The 19,458-nt window shown below is 45.1% G+C and carries 18 protein-coding genes, 1 tRNA gene and 1 riboswitch; of the genes, 7 read left to right on the forward strand and 12 right to left on the reverse strand.

Annotation, left to right across the window (positions count from 1 at the left end):
* Nucleotides 1-45 precede the first annotated feature (45 nt).
* The 11 genes from KJB35_RS15785 to KJB35_RS15835 all read right to left on the reverse strand — a co-directional run bounded on the left by KJB35_RS15785 (nt 46) and on the right by KJB35_RS15835 (nt 11,131).
* Nucleotides 46-480, reverse strand: a complete 435-nt coding sequence (locus tag KJB35_RS15785) for a DUF2753 domain-containing protein (protein ID WP_005384886.1) — start codon at nt 478-480, stop codon at nt 46-48.
* A gap of 150 nt (nt 481-630) precedes the next feature.
* A complete protein-coding gene (gene gloA / locus KJB35_RS15790; RefSeq protein WP_017635317.1) occupies nt 631-1,047 on the reverse strand; it encodes a lactoylglutathione lyase in 417 nt (138 codons plus the stop codon).
* Between the two features lie 32 nt (nt 1,048-1,079).
* On the reverse strand, nt 1,080-1,721 hold the full coding sequence (gene nth / locus KJB35_RS15795) for an endonuclease III (RefSeq protein ID WP_033907339.1): 642 nt from the start codon (nt 1,719-1,721) through the stop codon (nt 1,080-1,082).
* A 64-nt stretch (nt 1,722-1,785) separates the two neighbouring features.
* The gene (locus KJB35_RS15800) at nt 1,786-2,478 is read right to left on the reverse strand and encodes an electron transport complex subunit E (RefSeq protein ID WP_005384881.1); all 693 of its coding nucleotides are present in this window, start codon (nt 2,476-2,478) and stop codon (nt 1,786-1,788) included.
* Nucleotides 2,478-3,110 (reverse strand): electron transport complex subunit RsxG, encoded by a 633-nt coding sequence (gene rsxG, locus KJB35_RS15805; protein WP_033907338.1) that lies wholly within the window; start codon nt 3,108-3,110, stop codon nt 2,478-2,480. The genes KJB35_RS15800 and rsxG overlap by 1 nt, the downstream gene beginning before the upstream one ends.
* A gap of 7 nt (nt 3,111-3,117) precedes the next feature.
* A complete protein-coding gene (rsxD, locus tag KJB35_RS15810) occupies nt 3,118-4,164 on the reverse strand; it encodes an electron transport complex subunit RsxD (protein ID WP_033907336.1) in 1,047 nt (348 codons plus the stop codon).
* A complete protein-coding gene (gene rsxC / locus KJB35_RS15815) occupies nt 4,164-6,914 on the reverse strand; it encodes an electron transport complex subunit RsxC (protein ID WP_213963177.1) in 2,751 nt (916 codons plus the stop codon). Before rsxC ends, rsxD begins: the two co-directional genes overlap by 1 nt.
* An 8-nt stretch (nt 6,915-6,922) precedes the next feature.
* Nucleotides 6,923-7,519 carry an electron transport complex subunit RsxB gene (rsxB, locus tag KJB35_RS15820; protein WP_005380760.1) on the reverse strand — a complete coding sequence of 199 codons (597 nt, stop codon included), beginning with the start codon at nt 7,517-7,519 and terminating at the stop codon, nt 6,923-6,925.
* A 3-nt stretch (nt 7,520-7,522) separates the two neighbouring features.
* On the reverse strand, nt 7,523-8,101 hold the full coding sequence (gene rsxA / locus KJB35_RS15825) for an electron transport complex subunit RsxA (protein WP_005380762.1): 579 nt from the start codon (nt 8,099-8,101) through the stop codon (nt 7,523-7,525).
* A 305-nt stretch (nt 8,102-8,406) separates the two neighbouring features.
* Nucleotides 8,407-10,704 carry a formate C-acetyltransferase gene (gene pflB / locus KJB35_RS15830; protein WP_213908063.1) on the reverse strand — a complete coding sequence of 766 codons (2,298 nt, stop codon included), beginning with the start codon at nt 10,702-10,704 and terminating at the stop codon, nt 8,407-8,409.
* A gap of 351 nt (nt 10,705-11,055) precedes the next feature.
* Nucleotides 11,056-11,131 (reverse strand) — tRNA-Asn (locus KJB35_RS15835).
* Between the two features lie 559 nt (nt 11,132-11,690).
* Here KJB35_RS15835 and uvrB point away from each other — a divergent pair.
* The 3 genes from uvrB (at nt 11,691) to luxU (ending at nt 15,761) form a co-directional block, all read left to right on the forward strand.
* Nucleotides 11,691-13,721 (forward strand): excinuclease ABC subunit UvrB, encoded by a 2,031-nt coding sequence (uvrB, locus tag KJB35_RS15840; RefSeq protein ID WP_213908062.1) that lies wholly within the window; start codon nt 11,691-11,693, stop codon nt 13,719-13,721.
* A 292-nt stretch (nt 13,722-14,013) separates the two neighbouring features.
* Nucleotides 14,014-15,420 carry a quorum-sensing sigma-54 dependent transcriptional regulator LuxO gene (gene luxO / locus KJB35_RS15845; RefSeq protein ID WP_285469442.1) on the forward strand — a complete coding sequence of 469 codons (1,407 nt, stop codon included), beginning with the start codon at nt 14,014-14,016 and terminating at the stop codon, nt 15,418-15,420.
* A complete protein-coding gene (gene luxU, locus KJB35_RS15850; protein ID WP_017636054.1) occupies nt 15,417-15,761 on the forward strand; it encodes a quorum-sensing phosphorelay protein LuxU in 345 nt (114 codons plus the stop codon). Before luxO ends, luxU begins: the two co-directional genes overlap by 4 nt.
* Before the next feature lie 137 nt (nt 15,762-15,898).
* Here the strand turns inward: luxU and KJB35_RS15855 are convergent, their stop codons facing one another.
* Nucleotides 15,899-16,795, reverse strand: a complete 897-nt coding sequence (locus tag KJB35_RS15855; protein ID WP_213908060.1) for a YvcK family protein — start codon at nt 16,793-16,795, stop codon at nt 15,899-15,901.
* Nucleotides 16,796-16,970: 175 nt separating this feature from the next.
* Nucleotides 16,971-17,105, forward strand: a riboswitch (molybdenum cofactor riboswitch).
* On the opposite strand from KJB35_RS15855, the gene moaA reads away from it, so the two are divergent.
* The 4 genes from moaA (at nt 17,094) to moaD (ending at nt 19,457) form a co-directional block, all read left to right on the forward strand.
* Nucleotides 17,094-18,083 carry a GTP 3',8-cyclase MoaA gene (gene moaA / locus KJB35_RS15860; RefSeq protein WP_017636052.1) on the forward strand — a complete coding sequence of 330 codons (990 nt, stop codon included), beginning with the start codon at nt 17,094-17,096 and terminating at the stop codon, nt 18,081-18,083. (Overlaps the previous riboswitch by 12 nt.)
* 101 nt (nt 18,084-18,184) lie before the next feature.
* Nucleotides 18,185-18,697, forward strand: a complete 513-nt coding sequence (gene moaB, locus KJB35_RS15865; RefSeq protein WP_005388935.1) for a molybdenum cofactor biosynthesis protein B — start codon at nt 18,185-18,187, stop codon at nt 18,695-18,697.
* A gap of 26 nt (nt 18,698-18,723) precedes the next feature.
* Complete coding sequence (gene moaC / locus KJB35_RS15870) at nt 18,724-19,203, forward strand: cyclic pyranopterin monophosphate synthase MoaC (protein WP_005380779.1); 480 nt, start codon at nt 18,724-18,726, stop codon at nt 19,201-19,203.
* Nucleotides 19,200-19,457 carry a molybdopterin synthase sulfur carrier subunit gene (gene moaD / locus KJB35_RS15875; RefSeq protein WP_005388938.1) on the forward strand — a complete coding sequence of 86 codons (258 nt, stop codon included), beginning with the start codon at nt 19,200-19,202 and terminating at the stop codon, nt 19,455-19,457. Before moaC ends, moaD begins: the two co-directional genes overlap by 4 nt.
* Nucleotide 19,458: the final 1 nt, after the last annotated feature.

Here is a 19,458-nt window from a genome sequence, read left to right on the forward strand (position 1 = left end):
TTTTGCCAAGCACGTTTCGGTGATTCCTGCTGTATAATTTGAATGTTAGTTTAAGCGGAATTTGGCAATGACTTCGCAATTGGTGGCGGTATCGATTTTTTCAACCTGTTTGGCAATAGCCGGATTAGGGTGACGCTTCATAAAGTCTATCAACGCCTTAGTACAGCATCCTATCGAGTCGATAAAGCTTGCACACTCTTTATTTGGGCATTGTGGGATAAGTGTTAAGACCTTCTCAGAGGCCAGTTGAAGGTATTTGAGTTCATAGTCAGTATCTCCAGCCCAACGCCAGAACTGAGCTAAGTTATGACAAGAAATCACAGAAATTAATAATCGCTCGTCCGCCTCAATTTCCACACATTCGCTGATATCTTCACTCAGGCTTAGGGCTTGCTGGTAATGAAGAATGCTGCGAACAGGGTCATCTAGTTGAAGTGCCGTATCGGCTAGAAGTGTGTGTTTTTCCCATTCACTGATCATTATCGTAATCCCGCATATCGAAGTTGCGGATAAATCTAAACGATAACTATTATCAAGTAAAGGGTTTTGTTTATAAAAGGACAGGCAGATCGCAGACCTGCCTGTAATCGGAGTTCAACTTGCAGTACAAGTGATTATTAGAAGTGCCGCTTAGCCTTCAAGACCTGATGAAGCTTGCTTGTTTTGAATAAGCTCAATCATATAACCATCTGGGTCTTTTACGAATGCAATGTGCGTGCTTCCGCCTTTTACTGGACCTGGCTCACGCGTCACATTACCGCCCGCCGCTTTGATAGCGTCGCAAGTTGTGTAGATATCATCAACACCAATGGCGATATGACCAAAAGCAGTACCTAGGTCATACTCAGTTTTACCCCAGTTGTAAGTCAGTTCGATCACTGCACCTTGGGATTCGTCACCATAACCAAGAAACGCTAGCGTGTATTCGTACTCTTTATTTTCGTTAGTACGAAGCAGCTGCATGCCCATAACTTCAGTGTAAAACTTGATGGATTTGTCTAGATCACCTACGCGAAGCATAGTGTGGAGAATTCGACCGTTTGACATTTTTTGCTCCTAGCTTTGATTTACAAATAGCATTAGCTATCTGGGTATACTTTCTCTTTATATTCGCACAAATCTTCGATAATACAGCTACCGCAGCGAGGCTTTCTTGCTACGCACGTATAACGACCATGAAGAATGAGCCAGTGGTGCACATCGAGTTTGAACTCTTTTGGCACAACTTTTAATAGCTTCTGCTCGACATCATCAACCGTTTTTCCCATCGCAAATTTAGTGCGATTCGACACGCGATAAATGTGCGTATCGACGGCAATAGTTGGCCAACCAAAAGCGGTGTTGAGCACGACGTTTGCGGTCTTGCGACCTACGCCTGGCAGCGCTTCTAACGCTGCACGATCTTCAGGAACTTCACCATTGTGTTTTTCCAACAAGATCTTACAAGTCTTGATTGTGTTTTCTGCCTTTGAGTTAAACAAACCGATGGTCTTTATGTGTTCTTTTAAGCCATCGACTCCCAAATCAAGAATGCTTTGAGGTGTATTCGCTACAGGGAAAAGCTTGTCGGTGGCTTTATTGACGCTTACATCGGTTGCTTGAGCTGATAGTAATACAGCGATTAGCAGCTCAAAAGGGGAGCTCCAGTTAAGCTCAGTTTGAGGATTCGGATTGTTTTCTCGTAATCGCTCAAGAATTTCGATTCTTTTTATTTTGTTCATTGCTGACTTCCAATACCGTCTCTGCGGTTTATGAAAAAGGCTCCTATGACAGAGCCTTATCTTGTTATGCGTTAGTGACGCGAGCACGTTCTATGGTTGGTTTTTCTTCTTTTGGTTGACGTGCCTGAATTGAATTATCTATGACATTTTTGAGCGCTATCAACAGCCCAACACCGATAAATGCACCAGGTGGGAGAAGCGCTAACAGGAAGCTATTGTCAAATTGGAAAACTTGGATCCGTAGAGCTGAAGCCCAGTCTCCTAGGAGAAGGTCTGCTCCGTCGAATAGTGTGCCATTACCAATTAATTCGCGCATGGCACCTAAAACAACCAAGACGCTCGTCATACCAAGGCCCATCCACAAACCATCTAGCGCAGCGGGTGCAACATCATTTTTTGACGCGTAAGCTTCTGCTCGGCCAATAATAATGCAGTTCGTTACAATCAGAGGAATAAAGATACCAAGAGATAGGTATAAACCATACGCATAGGCATTCATCAATAACTGAACACAGGTAACGAGAGAGGCAATGATCATCACGAACACAGGAATGCGGATCTCTTTTGGTACGTAATTACGAATAAGAGAAACCGTGACGTTGGAGCCGACCAGCACTAATAAGGTTGCAATACCAAGACCTAAGGCATTGGTTATCGTGGAAGAAACCGCTAGTAGTGGACACAGACCCAGCAGCTGTACGAGAGCAGGGTTATTGCTCCACATACCGTTTTTCATCAGCAATTTATTTTCACTCATTACTGCTCTCCTTCACAGCCCAAAGGCTGGCTAAGAATGTCTTCACGAGATTGGTTTACGTAGTTAACGGTATTTCGCACCACTTTTACGACGGCTCTAGGCGTGATCGTTGCACCAGTAAATTGATCGAAATCACCACCATCTTTACGAACTTTCCATGAGTTCCAGTTACTTTCCGTGACTTGTTTGCCCGTAAAGCTCAGGATCCAGTCGGTGACACGAAGATCGATTTTATCGCCCAGACCAGGGGTTTCTTGGTGGTTTAGGACGCGTGTCCCCAAAATATTGCCCTGATTATCAATCCCAGTAATCACTTTTATCTCACCATTGTAGCCATCTGGCGCGATAGATTCTATTGCGATTGCTGTTGGTTCACCATTCTTCGTGGCGAGGTAGGCTGGCATCGCACGTAATGTCCCCAGATCTGGAGACGTGACCATTGTACAAGCTTGCGTGAGTGCGTTGTCATGCATGTTTTCTGGAATGACTTGATTCAAAACAGAAAGTAATTGTTTTTGCTCTTGTACCTTAATTTGGTCTTTTGTTAGGTACTGAGTAAGGGCGACTAATCCGGTTGTTGCACAGGCAAATATCGCGAGTGTCAGACCATTTTTTCTAATAGCGGTTAACATGTTTACCTCAGTGACCGTAAGTTCTAGGTTTGGTGTAGTAATCGATCAGTGGCACACACATATTTGCAAGCAACACTGCAAATGCAACACCATCTGGGAAACCGCCCCAACTGCGAATGATAAAGACCAAAGCACCAATAAGCGCACCGAAGATTAAACGTCCTTTGACGGTGGTAGACGCCGAAACGGGATCGGTTGCAATAAAGAATGCGCCAAGCATGGTTGCACCAGATAACAAGTGTAAAATTGGCGACGCAGTTTCCCCTGGCGTCAGCAACGTGAACACTAGGCTAAACAGAGTCAGACTCGCAAGGAAACCTGCTGGAATATACCATTGGATGATACGCTTTTTGATCATGACTATGCCGCCAAGAAGGTAAGCAAGGTTTACCCATTGCCAACCAATACCACCTAAGCCATCAAATATCGGCTGCGACATTACTTCGCTTGGAGTGGCACCTGTAAGAATGCCAGTCTTAAATGCATCAAGTGGTGTCGCCATTGTCACACCGTCAACACCTGAGCGAACTTGCTGAAGTGATAAGCCGTCGTAATCATAGCCCGTAAAAATTAAAGAGAGTGTATCTGCAAAATTTACATGATCAGGTATGAGTGATGTCGGTGCACTCCAACTCGTCATTTGTACTGGGAAAGAGATCAACAAGACCACATAAGCGACCATTGCAGGGTTGAATAAGTTTTGTCCAAGGCCACCATAGAGGTGTTTAGCGATTACTATCGCAAAAATAAGCCCGATCACCATAATCCACCACGGAGACCATGGTGGTATAGCAACGGCTAACAACCAAGCGGTAACTATTGCACTGTTATCACGTAGCGCTCTCATTGGTGAGCGTTTACGACAGATCATGACTAAGGCTTCAAGGGATACAGCGACTGCAATGGCAAAAATCAGCTGAATCAGCGTACCCCAGCCAAAGAAGTAGGTTTGAGCTACTAAACCTGGAAGTGCGCAAAGTGCCACCCATTTCATTAAGTCTGGCGTATTACGACGACTGTGGGTATGCGGTGAACTGGCAATAAAAAACGACACTACTCGTTCTCCTCAGTATTATTTTTATTAGCTTCTTGTTGCGCTTTGCGTGCCTTCGCGCGCGCAATTGCTGCGGCAACCGCGGCTTTCTTCGGATCCACTTCTGGTTCTTCGGAGGTTGCTTCTTCAACAGGCTCTGTTTGCGTTTCTTGCTTCGCTTTGCGCGCTTTGGCTCGAGCGATGGCAGCAGCCACGGCGGCTTTTTTCGGATCGTCGGTTTGCTCGGCAGGTGCTTCAGCTTCTTCCGCTTCAGTTGAGTCTGCTTGTTTCGCTTTACGAGCCTTCGCGCGCGCAATTGCTGCGGCAACCGCGGCTTTCTTCGGATCCACTTCTGGTTCTTCGGAAGTTGCTTCTTCAACAGGCTCTGTTTGCGTTTCTTGCTTCGCTTTACGCGCTTTGGCACGTGCAATGGCAGCTGCCACGGCGGCTTTTTTCGGATCTTCGGTTTGCTCGGCAGGTGCTTCAGCTTCTTCCGCTTCAGCTGAGTCTGCTTGCTTCGCTTTTCGCGCTTTAGCTCGAGCAATTGCAGCGGCAACTGCGGCTTTTTTCGGATCGTCGGTTTGCTCGGCAGGTGCGTCAGCTTCTTCCGCTTCGGTTGAGTCTGCTTGCTTCGCTTTGCGCGCTTTGGCTCGAGCAATTGCAGCGGCAACTGCGGCTTTTTTCGGATCGTCGGTTTGCTCGGCAGGTGCGTCAGCTTCTTCCGCTTCAGTTGAGTCTGCTTGCTTCGCTTTTCGTGCTTTGGCACGTGCAATCGCAGCAGCCACGGCGGCTTTTTTCGGATCGTCGGTTTGCTCAGTAGGTGCTTCAGCTTCTTCCGCTTCAGTTGAGTCTGCTTGCTTCGCTTTACGTGCTTTGGCACGTGCAATGGCAGCAGCAACCGCGGCTTTCTTCGGATCGCTGTCTTGCTGTGCAGACGTTTCCGATTCTACAGATTCAGTTGAATCTTCTTGTTGTGCTTTTTTCGCTTTAGCTCGGGCGATGGCGGCCGCAACTGCCGATTTTTTATCATCAGCGTTATTGTCTGGCGTTTCGCCTTGTTCTTTTTGCGCTTTACGTTCGCGAGCAAGACGTTTGCGTTCTTCGCGCAGTTTTGCCATTTCTGAGTTATCAGGTTCACTAGAGCCTGCTTTAGCTGCTGCAGCTTGTTTCGCCTTCGCTTTGGCAATGGCTGCCGCTACGGCGGGTTTTACTGCTGGCTCTGCTTTTTCTGTGGTTTCTGTCTTTTGAGCTTTCACTCGTGCGATTGCTGCTGCTATCGCATCATCGCCGCCAGAAGACTTCATCTCTTTACGGCGCTGATCGGCAGCTTTCTTGAAGCGATTTTCACGTTCTGCTTTTTCGCGTTCCATACGCGCTTTTTTCTCTTCAAAACGCACTTTTGCTCGCTCTGCAGCTTCCGCTTCTTGTGTTCTAGTTCTAATTTCTGCTTTCGCTTGGCGGTAGTACTGTACGAGCGGAATTTCACTTGGACATACAAACGCACAAGCGCCGCACTCGATACAATCCTTTAAGTTTAATTCATCGAGTTTGTCATATTCTTCAGCTTTCGCATGCCATTGCAGTTGTTGAGGCAGCAGCGAAGCAGGGCACGCTTCGGCACATTGGCTACAGCGAATACATTCCATCTCATACTGGTGCGGAGAGATCTCACGACGAGTCGGAGCAAGGATACAGTTTGCTGTCTTGGTAATCGGCACTTGGGAGTGAGGAAGGGTAAAGCCCATCATTGGCCCACCCATAATTAAACGCTGTAACTTCTTATCTGCTTTATAGCCAAACTCATCCAACAGTGCTTGTACTGGTGTCCCTAACAATGCCCAAACGTTGCGTGGTTGTTTGAAGGTTTTACCAGTGAGAGTCACGATGCGCTTTATCATCGGCTCACCGTCGATGACTGCGCGTTTTATAGCGTAAAGAGAACCAACATTCTGAACCAAAATACCAATATCGGCTGGAATCGCGCCACTTGGTACTTCTTTATTGGTTAAAATTTTGATCAGCTGTTTTTCACCGCCAGAAGGGTATTTAGTTGGGATAACGCGAATAACGATATCTTTGTTTATAGCCGCAGCTTCTAGCGCTTTGATTGCTTCTGGCTTGTTGTCTTCAATGCCAATAATCGTGAGCTTTGGTGTCAGGATATGTTCGACAATTTCGATACCTTGAATAAGCTCTTCGGCATGTTCTTGCATGAGCTTGTCATCAGACGTGATGTATGGCTCGCACTCTGCTGCATTAACGATAAGAATCTCGGTACGAGCAAAACCTGATTGGATTTTTTTTGCAGTAGGGAAGCCTGCGCCACCCATACCAGAAATACCAGCGAGACGAATAATATCAATCAGTGCGTCAGGGGTTTCTTGTTGGTAATCTGCGACGGGGTTTCTTTCACACCATGCATCTTTCCCATCAGGCGTGATGACTGCGCACAACTCACTTAACCCAGAAGGGTGCGCGACAGTTCGTGGCTCAATCGCGGTGAGCGTACCTGATGTTGGAGCATGCACTGGAACCGTAAAGCCGGTCTCCGATTGCGTTAATGGCTGACCTTTTAATACGTAGTCACCTTCGGCAACCAGTAGGTTACCCGCTTTACCAATGTGCTGTTTTAGCGGCAATACAATTTCTGACGGGATAGCCGCATGAGCGAGTTCAGTTTTGTTGGACTGCTTTTTATTTTCTGCCGGATGCACACCACCTGGGAAATCCCAAAGCGCGCCTGTACGAATTTGTTCAATCAAAGACAACATGTGAAACCTTACTTAATTGAATCTTTCACGTTCGCTGCATTGTCGGCAGCATCCGTAATGTTAAGTACCGGAATGGAGTGAAGTTGCCACTTCCAGCTTTCTGTGGTCGTTGCCACAGGAATCATTTCAATACAATCAGTCGGACATGGGGCAACACACAAGTCACAGCCCGTACATTCGTCTTTGATTACGGTATGGACCGCCTTTGTTCCGCCTACAATTGCATCCACCGGACACGCCTGAATACACTTAGTGCAGCCAATACACATGTCTTCATGAATAAACGCAACGGTTGGAATTTTGCTGTCGAGATCGTGCGCAGATTCTTCTGGCTCAACACCCATTAAGTCGGCGAGCTTTTCGATTGTTGCCTGACCACCAGGTGGACATTTGTTGATGTGGTCGCCATTTGCAATTGCTTCAGCATAAGGGCGGCAACCAGGGTAGCCACATTGACCGCATTGAGTTTGCGGTAAAATGGCGTCGATTTGATCCACAATAGGGTCCGCTTCTACTTTAAAGCGAATAGAAGCAAAACCAAGTATCGCGCCGAAAATCGCAGCCAGAACCGCTAACGCGATAATCGCAATTAAAATCGTACTCATCGCTTACTTCACCAAACCTGTAAAGCCCATAAAGGCGAGTGACATTAAACCTGCTGTAATCATTGCTATTGATGCACCTTTAAAAGGTACAGGAACGTCGGCGGCGGCTATGCGTTCTCGCATGGATGCAAAAAGTATCAACACCAATGAGAAACCAACAGCGGCGCCGAAGCCGTAGATGATCGATTCAATAAAGTTATGGTTTTCATTAATGTTAAGAAGTGCCACGCCCAATACTGCGCAGTTTGTTGTGATCAGCGGTAAGAAAATGCCAAGCAAGCGATAAAGCGTCGGGCTGGTTTTGTGCACAACCATTTCGGTGAACTGCACCACAACGGCTATCACCAAAATAAAACTCATGGTTCGAAGGTACTCAATACCCAGTGGACGAAGGATATAGCTTTCCACTAAATACGCACACACTGACGCGAGCGTTAGCACAAAAGTTGTCGCTAAGCCCATACCTATTGCTGTTTCCAGTTTTTTGGACACGCCCATGAAAGGACATAGGCCCAAAAACTTCACCAGTACAAAGTTGTTCACCAGCACAGTGCCGACCAACAACAAAACATATTCGGTCATAGTTATTACGTTCTTAAAATCCGATCTTGATATTATCGTGTTTTGTGACACCAATAACAACCAGTGAACGATGTGGTTTTACATACACGATGGAAAAATAGTCGTCTATTTGATCTATTTTGATGAATCAATAAGAAATTGAATCGTTTGCTGAATGTATTGTTAGCGAGAGGATACTACCTATTAATTTTCATCTAATGTGTGATTTTAAAAAAAGCCCGCCTCTCCCAGGTAGAAAAGAGAGGCGGGCAATGCATATTTACAAGCTAATTATTTAAACTTTCTGAGTGCTTGATGGACTGTGTTTATATCTTATTCGTGAAGGTACGAGTGATGACGTCTTGCTGTTGCTCTGTCGTTAGAGAGTTAAAACGTACCGCATAACCAGACACTCGAATCGTCAACTGAGGGTATTTCTCTGGATGTTCAACCGCATCCAATAACATCTCTCGGTCTAGAACGTTGACGTTAAGGTGTTGACCACCTTCAATCGCAATGCCCTCGTTGCTTGCTTCGTGATGGAAGTAACCATCCATTAGCGCGGCTAGGTTTTTCTTCTGACTTAATTCATCTTTACCCAGTGCGTTAGGCACAATTGAGAAGGTGTAAGAAATACCATCTTTCGCGTAAGCAAACGGCAGTTTAGATACCGATGCCAAAGACGCAACCGCCCCTTTTTCATCACGACCGTGCATTGGGTTTGCACCCGGTCCAAAAGGCATACCTGCGCGACGGCCATCTGGTGTATTACCCGTTTTTTTACCGTAAACCACGTTAGATGTGATTGTTAAAATCGATTGAGTTGGCACTGCTTCGCGGTAGGTGTGCATCTTCTGAATTTTCTTCATGAAGCGCTCAACTAGATCACAAGCGATGTCATCAACACGGGCATCGTTGTTACCAAATTTTGGATAATCACCTTCGATTTTAAAATCAACGGCGATGCCATCTTCATCACGAACGGGTTTCACGGTTGCGTATTTAATTGCTGCTAAAGAGTCTGCAACAACAGACAGACCTGCAATACCACACGCCATCGTGCGGTGCACGTCGCGATCCATCAATGCCATCAGTGATGCTTCGTAGCTGTAACGGTCATGCGAATAATGGATGATGTTCAACGCTGTGACGTATTGCGTTGCTAGCCACTCCAACATATTGTCGAAACGAGGCATCAAAGCGTCAAAGTCGAGAATTTCATCTTGAACTTTGTCCACTACCGGACCCACTTGCGCTTTCGATTTTTCATCGATACCACCATTGATGGTGTAAAGCAGTGCTTTTGCAAGGTTGGCACGTGCACCAAAGAATTGCATGTGCTGACCAACAACCTGCGGGCTCACACAACAGGCAATCGCGTAGTCGTCATTGTCGAAATCAGGACGCATTAGATCGTCGTTTTCGTATTGAACCGAAGAGGTATCAATCGACACTTTTGCAGCATATTGTTTGAACGCTTCAGGCAATTGCTCTGACCAAAGAATCGTCATATTTGGTTCAGGAGCAGGGCCCATAGTATGTAGCGTATGTAAGTATCGGAATGTCGTTTTAGATACTAGTGTACGGCCATCAACACCCATACCTGCCATGGCTTCGGTTGCCCAGATTGGGTCGCCAGAAAACAATGAATCGTATTCTGGTGTGCGTAGGAAGCGAACCATGCGTAGCTTCATGATGAAGTGGTCAATCATTTCTTGCGCTTGTGATTCATCAATCAAATCGTTTGCGATATCGCGCTCTAGATAGACGTCTAGGAAAGTCGAAGTACGGCCCAGTGACATTGCTGCGCCGTTTTGCGATTTAACCGCCGCTAGGTAGCCAAAGTAGGTAAATTGGATCGCTTCTTGTGCTGTTTTTGCAGGTAGCGACATATCAATGCCGTATTTCAGACCCATTTGACGAATGTCTTCAAGTGCTTGAACTTGATCGGCTATTTCTTCGCGAAGACGAAGTGTTTTCTCAAGATCGTTGCCTTGTTCTAAGAACGTTTGTGTTGAATTGTATTGTTCTTTTTTGTCTGCTTTTAAGAAGTCGATACCGTATAGGGCGAGACGGCGATAGTCACCAATGATACGACCACGGCCATAAGCGTCAGGAAGGCCCGTGATGATGCCGGATTTACGACAGGCTAGAATTTCTTTGGTGTAAAGGTCGAAACACGCTTTGTTGTGAGTTTTACGGTATTCAGTGAAGATTTTTTCAACCGTTGGATCCAATTCGCGGCCATAAACTTCGCACGAGTTTTTTACCATGCGAATCCCGCCATTGGCGATGATTGCACGTTTTAGCGGTTGATCAGTTTGTAAGCCAACGATCTTTTCCAGATCTTTGTTGATGTAGCCTGCATCGTGGGAAGTGATTGTTGAGGGCAAGTCTGTGTCAAAATCAATAGGGGCGTGTGTGCGGCTTTCTTGTTTTATGCCTTCAAGCACTTGGTTCCATAATGCTGAAGTGGATTTGCTAACCTCGGCTAAGAAAGACTCGTCTCCCTCATAGGGTGTATAGTTTTTTTGGATGAAGTCACGAGTGTTGACAGAGTTTTGCCATTCACCAGCAGTAAATCCAGCCCATGCATCTAGCATGTCAGTTGTCGGAATAGTCATAAGTAAATCCCTAAGTTATTGATAATTAGAATGGAGGCGACGAGTAGGACGGAACCATTCTTAACCCTTTTAATCGTATGGATTTATTTGGTATGAGTAAAATGAATGCTTTTCATTTTTTCAATGATTAAATTGCATTAATAATAGATTCAATTGGTTATGATTGTTTTTTGCTAGAAAAGAGACAGAATTAAATGTGTGGTACTGTGAGAACACTATCTATGACAATGTTATGAGTTCTGTAATTTGAACTTATTTCGGTGTGATTTTATGACGCCTAGATTGGCTTAGATTTCATGGCGATTAAGATACAAAAAAAGCCGTGTCTTGCGACACGGCTTTTCTATAATCTGGCTCCTCCTGCTGGGCTCGAACCAGCGACCTGCGGATTAACAGTCCGTCGCTCTACCAACTGAGCTAAGGAGGAATTGCTTTGCTTGAAAGCGGGAAGAATCTTACCGAGCACTCAAACTACTGTCAACAGTAAAAAAATACATTTTTAGAAAAAAATATTGAGTTAAGGGCTTTACTTTTCTGTATGGCTTGCCAGTAAAGGCTCGAGGTTAGTTATCCACTAAATTTGTGGATAAGTATGTTGATGAGATCTGGGTAAAGAAAATTGATATGCAACTAAGTTTTTATTTAATGAATCTTTAGTCAGAGTTATGCGTAAAATAAGCAAATAAAACAGAGATTTATCGATGTTAATCAAAAGGTATTCAAAGTGGATAAAAATCAATCTTTTGGGGATAAGAAAGTTTTAAGCTAATTTTTGGGGAAAAGTTGTGGAAACTATAATGTGAAGAATGTGTGTAGCTCTTCAACTAGGGCGAAGTACTATATCAGAGTCACTTTTGTATGGCTATAGCATTCTAGACAAACAAGAAAATTTATTAACAATGATGGTTAAATTCTCGATAGACGTAGATTTCATTAGCTAAGGTGTATATATATACAGCCAAAGCGCAGTAAAATTGAGGAAGGGTATGAGTAAAGTCTATGAATTGGTCTCCGATTATCAGCCGTCGGGCGATCAACCAGGAGCGATCAATCAGTTGCTTGAGGGGCTCGATGCTGGGCTAGCACATCAAACCTTGTTGGGGGTCACAGGCTCAGGTAAAACCTTCACACTAGCGAATGTGATTGCTCAAGCCCAACGACCTGCAATATTACTTGCGCCAAACAAAACGCTTGCTGCTCAGTTATATGGTGAGATGAAGTCATTCTTTCCTAATAATGCGGTTGAGTATTTTGTTTCTTACTACGATTACTACCAACCTGAAGCATACGTTCCCACAACAGATACTTTCATTGAAAAGGACGCTTCGGTTAACGCCCACATTGAGCAAATGCGACTGTCTGCCACTAAAGCTTTATTGGAACGGAAAGACGCTATTATCGTTGCTTCGGTTTCAGCTATCTATGGTTTGGGTGATCCGGAATCCTACTTACAAATGATGCTTCATTTGCGACGTGGAGATGTGATTGATCAGCGTGATATGCTTCGTCGCCTAGCGGAGCTCCAATACTCGCGCAATGACGTTGCATTTGAGCGTGGCCAATTCCGTGTTCGAGGTGAAGTGATTGACATCTTCCCAGCCGAATCAGACCAAGACGCTGTGCGCGTTGAGATGTTTGACGATGAGGTGGATTGCATCAGTGTGTTCGACCCATTGACAGGCGTGGTCAAACAACGAGACTTGCCGCGCTATACCATCTATCCCAAGACGCACTATGTCACGCCAAGAGATCGCATTCTTGAAGCGATTGAAAATATTAAAGTCGAACTAGAAGTGCGCAAAAAGCAGCTTCTAGATAACAACAAGCTACTGGAAGAGCAGCGAATTAGCCAGCGCACTCAATTCGATATCGAAATGATGAATGAGTTGGGCTTTTGCTCCGGTATCGAAAACTATTCTCGTTATCTCAGTGGACGCTCGGAAGGTGAGCCGCCACCAACCCTGTTTGACTACTTACCTCATGATGGCTTGTTGATCATCGATGAATCTCACGTGACAGTACCGCAGATAGGTGCCATGTATAAAGGTGACCGTTCGCGTAAAGAAACGCTGGTGGAGTTTGGTTTCCGGTTACCTTCAGCTTTGGATAATCGTCCACTGAAGTTTGAGGAGTTTGAAGCACTAGCGCCACAAACGATTTTCGTCTCTGCTACGCCCGGAAATTACGAACTAGAAAAATCGGCGGGTGATGTGGCGGATCAAGTCGTTCGTCCAACAGGCTTGCTTGACCCTGAGTTGGAAGTTCGCCCAGTAGCGACCCAAGTCGACGACCTATTGTCTGAGATCCGTATTCGCGCTGCTAAAGATGAACGAGTTCTGGTTACAACACTGACCAAACGAATGGCTGAAGATCTCACCGAATACCTTCACGAACATGATGTTAAGGTACGTTATTTACACTCAGACATTGATACTGTTGAGCGTGTGGAAATTATCCGTGACCTTCGTCTTGGGGAATTTGACGTGCTGGTGGGAATAAACTTATTGAGAGAGGGCCTGGATATGCCAGAGGTCTCGTTAGTTGCAATTTTGGATGCGGATAAAGAGGGCTTCTTGCGGTCTGAACGCTCACTCATTCAGACCATTGGTCGTGCTGCACGAAACATCGAAGGTAAGGCGATTTTATACGCTGACCGAATCACCAACTCAATGAAAAAGGCGATGGATGAAACTAACCGTCGTCGCGAGAAGCAGGAAGCGTACAACAAAGAAATGGGTATTTCGCCACAAGCGCTCAAACGAAATATCAAAGACATCATGGAACTTGGCGATATCACTAAGTCTAAACGCCAGCGTAACACTAAACAGGTACCATTATCGAAAGTGGCGGAGCCTTCGCAAACTTACGAGGCACTGTCCCCTCAGCAGCTAGAAAAAGAAATCAGTCGACTGGAGGCGGCGATGTATCAGCATGCGCAAGATTTAGAATTTGAGTTAGCGGCACAAAAGCGTGACGAGATTGAAAAACTACGAGCGCAGTTCATCGCAAATAGTTGAACAAACTTACCGATTTAGCTATCCAAGCATTTTAGGCCGCTTGTAAAAAAAAAGAAGCCAATAGGCAGTCGGGTCTATTGGCTTGTTTTGTGAACATATCGTTCACTAACAACGTCAGTTGGCTAGGTGACCCGAGGGGTCATTATCGTTACAGCATGGTTTGTGCCACTTTTTAAATAATTGATATTATTTTTGAATTTTTTCCTTTGCCCATAATTTAGCTAATGTTATTTGCAAAATGCAAAGCGTAATGCGATTATTGTTTAAAACACAACAAAATAATAGCTAGGTTATGCAACAAAAACCCGAAGGCCCAAAGTCTCGTTACCTTTTAATGGTCGAGGACACCGCATCTGTTGCGGCTCTGTACCGCTCATACCTGACACCGCTTGGCATAGATATCAATATCGTCGGCACAGGTAGGGATGCCATTGAGAGCCTAAATCATCGAATTCCAGATCTTATTTTACTCGATCTCCGTCTGCCAGATATGACGGGGATGGACGTTTTACATGCCGTTAAAAAGAGTCATCCCGACGTACCTATAATCTTTATGACCGCTCACGGTTCTATCGATACCGCTGTCGAGGCCATGCGTCATGGCTCACAAGACTTTTTAATCAAACCGTGTGAAGCAGACCGTTTACGTGTCACGGTTAACAATGCCATTCGTAAAGCGACCAAGCTAAAAAATGAAGCCGATAATCCAGGTAATCAGAGCTATCAGGGGTTTATCGGCAGTAGCCAAACCATGCAGCAGGTTTACCGTACGATAGATTCAGCGGCGAGCAGTAAAGCGAGTATTTTTATCACAGGTGAAAGTGGTACTGGTAAAGAGGTATGTGCCGAGGCTATTCACGCAGCAAGTAAACGTGGTGACAAACCTTTTATTGCAATTAACTGTGCTGCAATTCCAAAAGATTTGATTGAGAGTGAACTGTTTGGTCACGTAAAAGGGGCCTTTACTGGCGCTGCGAATGATCGTCAAGGGGCAGCTGAGTTAGCGGATGGCGGCACACTTTTTCTAGATGAGCTTTGTGAGATGGACTTGGATTTACAAACCAAGTTGCTACGATTTATTCAAACGGGCACATTCCAAAAAGTGGGTTCCTCAAAAATGAAGAGCGTGGATGTGCGCTTTGTGTGTGCCACTAACCGTGATCCCTGGAAAGAGGTACAAGAAGGTCGATTCCGTGAAGATTTGTACTATCGTTTGTATGTCATTCCTTTGCATTTACCGCCTTTACGCGAACGAGGCGAAGATGTTATTGAAATTGCAGACTCACTGCTAGGTTACATGTCACACGAAGAAGGAAAAAGCTTCATACGTTTTGCGCCTGATGTCATCGAGCGATTCAACAGCTATGAGTGGCCGGGTAACGTTCGTCAGTTACAAAACGTGCTACGCAACATCGTTGTTCTAAACAACGGTAAAGAGATTACGTTGGACATGTTACCGCCACCGTTGAATCAACCGCTTGACCGTCCGTCGTCTGTGGCTAAATTAATTGAGCCGAAAGCGATGACCGCATCTGAGATTATGCCATTATGGATGACGGAAAAAATGGCAATCGAGCAAGCGATTGAAGCATGTGATGGCAATATTCCTCGAGCGGCGGGATATCTTGATGTCAGTCCGTCGACGATTTACCGCAAGTTACAGGCATGGAACGGCAAGGAAGAGCGGCAAAAAGTATGAGTGTAAATGTATTAAATCAGCAAAAAATAGATGAACTGTCGATGGAAATTGGCAGTGACAACGTACCTGTACTGTTCGATATCTTCCTAGGAGAAATGGATACCTATATCGAGAACTTATCCCAACTGCAGGGGGCAGAGCGATTAGCTTACTCAAAAGAAATCAGCCACGCGTTGAAAAGTAGTGCTGCGAGCTTTGGGGCAGATCGCCTTTGTGAACTGGCTATGTCCATAGACAAAAAAGCGAAAGCCGGTGAGTTGACTGCGGAGTCTGAGGAGTTAGAGGCTATGTTCGATCTTTTGCACGAAACTCGAGATGCTTATCGCTCTTGGCGACAGTAGCTATTTTTTCTATTAACCATTTTTTCTTAGTAAACATCTGTTTTTACTGGATGCCTGAACTAAAACCCTTCGATGACAGAAGGGTTTTCATTATCAATAAACACCTTAAAAGAGGGCGCTAGCCAGGTAACGTGCTCTTAAATAGAAAGTTGTAGCTGATTTTCAATCGCTAGTTTGAGCTTGTTTCTATCGTGACGCCAGTCTCGGTTAGAGGAGGCGAGTGACTCCGTCACTACATTCCATTGACTTAAGACGTCTTGCTCGGTTTTCTCTGCTAGAACCACGTCTATTTTTCTTCCTTGACAGGCACGTTCACACCATTCTAATTTTTGAGCCATCGTCATTCGTCCCGCTGGGCCGTATTCTGGACTCAGGTTAGCAACAAAAATGACTTTTGCTTTTGTGTTTGCTGCAATCGCTTTGCCGAGTTCAGGCAGCAATAAAGGAGGCATGATACTAGTTAAAAAACTGCCAGGGCCAAGAATAATCGCGTCCGCTTCCGCCAAAGCTGTGATGGCTTCTTTGGTAGCAGGCACTTCTGGTGAAAGATCCAAACGTCGCAAGTCTGCTTTCATTTCGTCGACATTTGTTTCTCCCGTAACCCACTTCCCATCTACGGATAACGCGGAAAGATCCGAAGGGTGTTCGGACATAGGAAGGATGTTAACGTCGACTTTTAACATATTGCGAATCAGATTAATGGCATCTAAAGGTCTGACCGATAAGTTATCGAGTGCAGTAAGCATCAAATTACCAAGATTATGACCATCAAGTTCGCCAGTGCCTTTGAAGCGATATTCAAACATCATAGAACTGATCGAAGGCTCTGTAATGAGCTGATTAATACAGTTACGTGTGTCTCCCCAAGCGATTCCTCCTTGGCAGTGACGAATTCTTCCTGTGGAACCACCATTGTCAGTCGTGGCAACAATCCCAGTTGCATTGCTGCCAAAATCTCGTAATGCGGCCAGCACTCGACCTAAGCCATGACCACCGCCAACAGCGACCACTTTTTTATCTGTGTAGATATTCATTATGTTCTTCTAATAATCTAATAAAAAACGGCTACAATTTATCTTAAGGAGTGTCTTAAAGGTACTCACTTAGCGGTAAATTGTGTCTCTAGAGAGTTTTTTATCACTCAAGTCTGGATTCCATTACAAATATTAAGTATTTTACACCGCAAAGCTATCAGAGATTTCATATCTCTGGTTGCCATAACTCCGAGCTCACTATTGCTAAGTCCTTGGATAAGCGTTTTGAGCCAGTGGCATACTGTCACAAGGGCATGATTGGAAATGGCCATGCCTCCCGTGTTTGGAAAGGTGTTCCGTGGCGCAACAATTCGAAGACAAATTTCATCGTAAGTTTTATTACTTGCGTCTGTCTGTGACCGACGTATGTAATTTCAAATGTACCTATTGCCTTCCTGATGGCTATAAGCCTTCGGGCAATAAAAACTCGTCTTTTTTATCTCTCCCTGAAATCAAACGGGTCGTAAAAGCATTCGCTGATTGTGGCACGTCAAAAGTGCGCATCACTGGTGGTGAGCCTAGCTTACGCAAAGATTTTACCGACATTATCCATTCAGTAGCGGCGACGCCTGGCATTCAAAAAGTTGCAACGACAACCAATGGCTATCGTATGGCAAAACAAGTCGCAGATTGGCGTGAAGCGGGTTTAACCCACATTAATGTCAGTGTGGATAGCCTTGACCCGCGTATGTTTCATCAAATCACAGGTGAAAATAAGTTTACTGAAGTCATGAATGGTATCGAACGTGCGTTCGAGGTCGGTTATGAGCAAGTAAAAGTTAATGTGGTGTTGATGAAAGATCTGAACCATCACGAGCTGCCAGCGTTTCTTAACTGGATAAAAGATCGTCCAATCCAACTGCGTTTCATTGAGTTGATGCAAACGGGTGAGATGGATGAGCTATTTAATAAGCACCATGTATCCGGAGTGGCAATTCGTAACCAGCTAATTGCAAATGGTTGGTTGCTGAAAGTGCGCTCGCATAATGATGGTCCTGCGCAAGTATTTGTTCATCCTGATTACAAGGGTGAAATAGGTCTTATCATGCCTTATGAAAAAGACTTTTGTGAAAGCTGCAACCGACTGCGCGTTTCTGCGATGGGTAAGCTGCACCTATGTCTGTTTGGAGACCACGGTGTAGAATTGCGTGATCTTTTGGAACGTGATGAGCAAGAGAGTGAGCTTATTGAACGTATCCAGGCGCAGTTACAAACCAAGTCGGTAAGCCATTTCTTGCATGATGGCAATACTGGTATGACGCCACACCTCGCGTCTATCGGCGGCTAACTTCATTCAATTTTTAGAGCGAGTTCACTGATAAGCTGGCTCTAACTTTTTCCGAATCGATACCAAGCGTATCAAAGCTAATTAAGAGAATAGGTGAACAAATGGGTCACGCTGAAAGCAAATTCCAACCTGCAAATATTGCCGTTCTAACGGTATCTGACACTCGTACTGAAGAAAACGATACCTCTGGTCGTTACCTAGCTGAGCATGCTCAAGAAGCGGGTCACAACGTAGTAGACAAGCAAATTGTTATTGATGACATGTACAAGATCCGCGCGATTGTTTCTCAATGGATTGCTGATGAAAGCGTACAAGCGATCATGATTACTGGCGGTACAGGTTTCACCTCACGTGATAGCACGCCAGAAGCACTTAAGCCTCTATTTGATAAAGAAGTTGAAGGTTTTGGTGAGTTGTTCCGTATGGTGTCGTACGAAGAGATCGGTACGTCTACGATTCAGTCTCGTGCGATTGCTGGTTTTGCTAACCACACCGTGATCTTCGCAATGCCAGGTTCAACTGGTGCGTGCCGCACAGGCTGGACAAAAATTATTAAACAGCAGTTGGATGCAAGTCATCGCCCTTGTAACTTCATGCCACACCTATCTGTATAACCTTTCCTAAAAGCGAAGGAAAAACAATGACCCAATTTACACATATCAATGCTTCTGGCGAAGCAAACATGGTTGACGTGTCAGCAAAAACGGAGACGGTTCGTGAAGCTCGTGCTGAAGCATTTGTTCACATGGCCCCAGAAACACTTCAACTGATTGTCTCTGGCCAGCACCACAAAGGTGATGTATTTGCGACGGCTCGTATTGCTGGTATTCAAGCTGCGAAGAAAACCTGGGATTTGATTCCACTTTGTCATCCGCTACTACTCTCTAAAGTTGAAGTTCAACTGGAAGCTATCGAAGCAGAAAACAAAGTTCGCATCGAATCAGTATGTAAACTTGCGGGTAAAACTGGTGTGGAAATGGAAGCGCTCACGGCAGCTTCCGTTGCTGCTCTAACGATTTACGATATGTGTAAAGCAGTACAAAAAGACATGGTCATTGGTCAAGTTCGTCTACTAGAGAAAACGGGTGGTAAATCTGGTCACTTTAAGGTGGAATCATGATTAAAGTACTTTTCTTTGCTCAAACTCGCGAGCTGATTGGCATCGACAGTGTCGAGTTAGACGGGCCGTTTGAAACGGTTGAATCAATTCGTGCACATCTAGTGGAAGAAGGCACTAAGAAAGATGGCAAGTGGGATTTAGCGCTCGAGCCAGGAAAGCTACTTGCTGCAGTGAACCAATCCATCGTCCCTTTGGATACACAAGTAAAAGCAGGTGACGAAGTTGCGTTTTTCCCGCCGGTAACTGGGGGTTAAG

Origin of the sequence: Vibrio sp. D431a (genome assembly GCF_030248655.1) — a bacterium.
Lineage (GTDB): Bacteria > Pseudomonadota > Gammaproteobacteria > Enterobacterales > Vibrionaceae > Vibrio > Vibrio alginolyticus.

What these genes read in the sequence shown, in the direction of transcription:
- KJB35_RS15785 (WP_005384886.1), bottom strand. Translation starts at nt 480, where the DNA reads ATGATCAGTGAATGGGAAAAACACACACTTCTAGCCGATACGGCACTT.
- gloA (WP_017635317.1), bottom strand. Translation starts at nt 1,047, where the DNA reads ATGTCAAACGGTCGAATTCTCCACACTATGCTTCGCGTAGGTGATCTA.
- nth (WP_033907339.1), bottom strand. Translation starts at nt 1,721, where the DNA reads ATGAACAAAATAAAAAGAATCGAAATTCTTGAGCGATTACGAGAAAAC.
- KJB35_RS15800 (WP_005384881.1), bottom strand. Translation starts at nt 2,478, where the DNA reads ATGAGTGAAAATAAATTGCTGATGAAAAACGGTATGTGGAGCAATAAC.
- rsxG (WP_033907338.1), bottom strand. Translation starts at nt 3,110, where the DNA reads ATGTTAACCGCTATTAGAAAAAATGGTCTGACACTCGCGATATTTGCC.
- rsxC (WP_213963177.1), bottom strand. Translation starts at nt 6,914, where the DNA reads ATGTTGTCTTTGATTGAACAAATTCGTACAGGCGCGCTTTGGGATTTC.
- rsxB (WP_005380760.1), bottom strand. Translation starts at nt 7,519, where the DNA reads ATGAGTACGATTTTAATTGCGATTATCGCGTTAGCGGTTCTGGCTGCG.
- rsxA (WP_005380762.1), bottom strand. Translation starts at nt 8,101, where the DNA reads ATGACCGAATATGTTTTGTTGTTGGTCGGCACTGTGCTGGTGAACAAC.
- pflB (WP_213908063.1), bottom strand. Translation starts at nt 10,704, where the DNA reads ATGACTATTCCGACAACTGACATGCTAGATGCATGGGCTGGATTTACT.
- uvrB (WP_213908062.1), top strand. Translation starts at nt 11,691, where the DNA reads ATGAGTAAAGTCTATGAATTGGTCTCCGATTATCAGCCGTCGGGCGAT.
- luxO (WP_285469442.1), top strand. Translation starts at nt 14,014, where the DNA reads ATGCAACAAAAACCCGAAGGCCCAAAGTCTCGTTACCTTTTAATGGTC.
- luxU (WP_017636054.1), top strand. Translation starts at nt 15,417, where the DNA reads ATGAGTGTAAATGTATTAAATCAGCAAAAAATAGATGAACTGTCGATG.
- KJB35_RS15855 (WP_213908060.1), bottom strand. Translation starts at nt 16,795, where the DNA reads ATGAATATCTACACAGATAAAAAAGTGGTCGCTGTTGGCGGTGGTCAT.
- moaB (WP_005388935.1), top strand. Translation starts at nt 18,185, where the DNA reads ATGGGTCACGCTGAAAGCAAATTCCAACCTGCAAATATTGCCGTTCTA.
- moaC (WP_005380779.1), top strand. Translation starts at nt 18,724, where the DNA reads ATGACCCAATTTACACATATCAATGCTTCTGGCGAAGCAAACATGGTT.
- moaD (WP_005388938.1), top strand. Translation starts at nt 19,200, where the DNA reads ATGATTAAAGTACTTTTCTTTGCTCAAACTCGCGAGCTGATTGGCATC.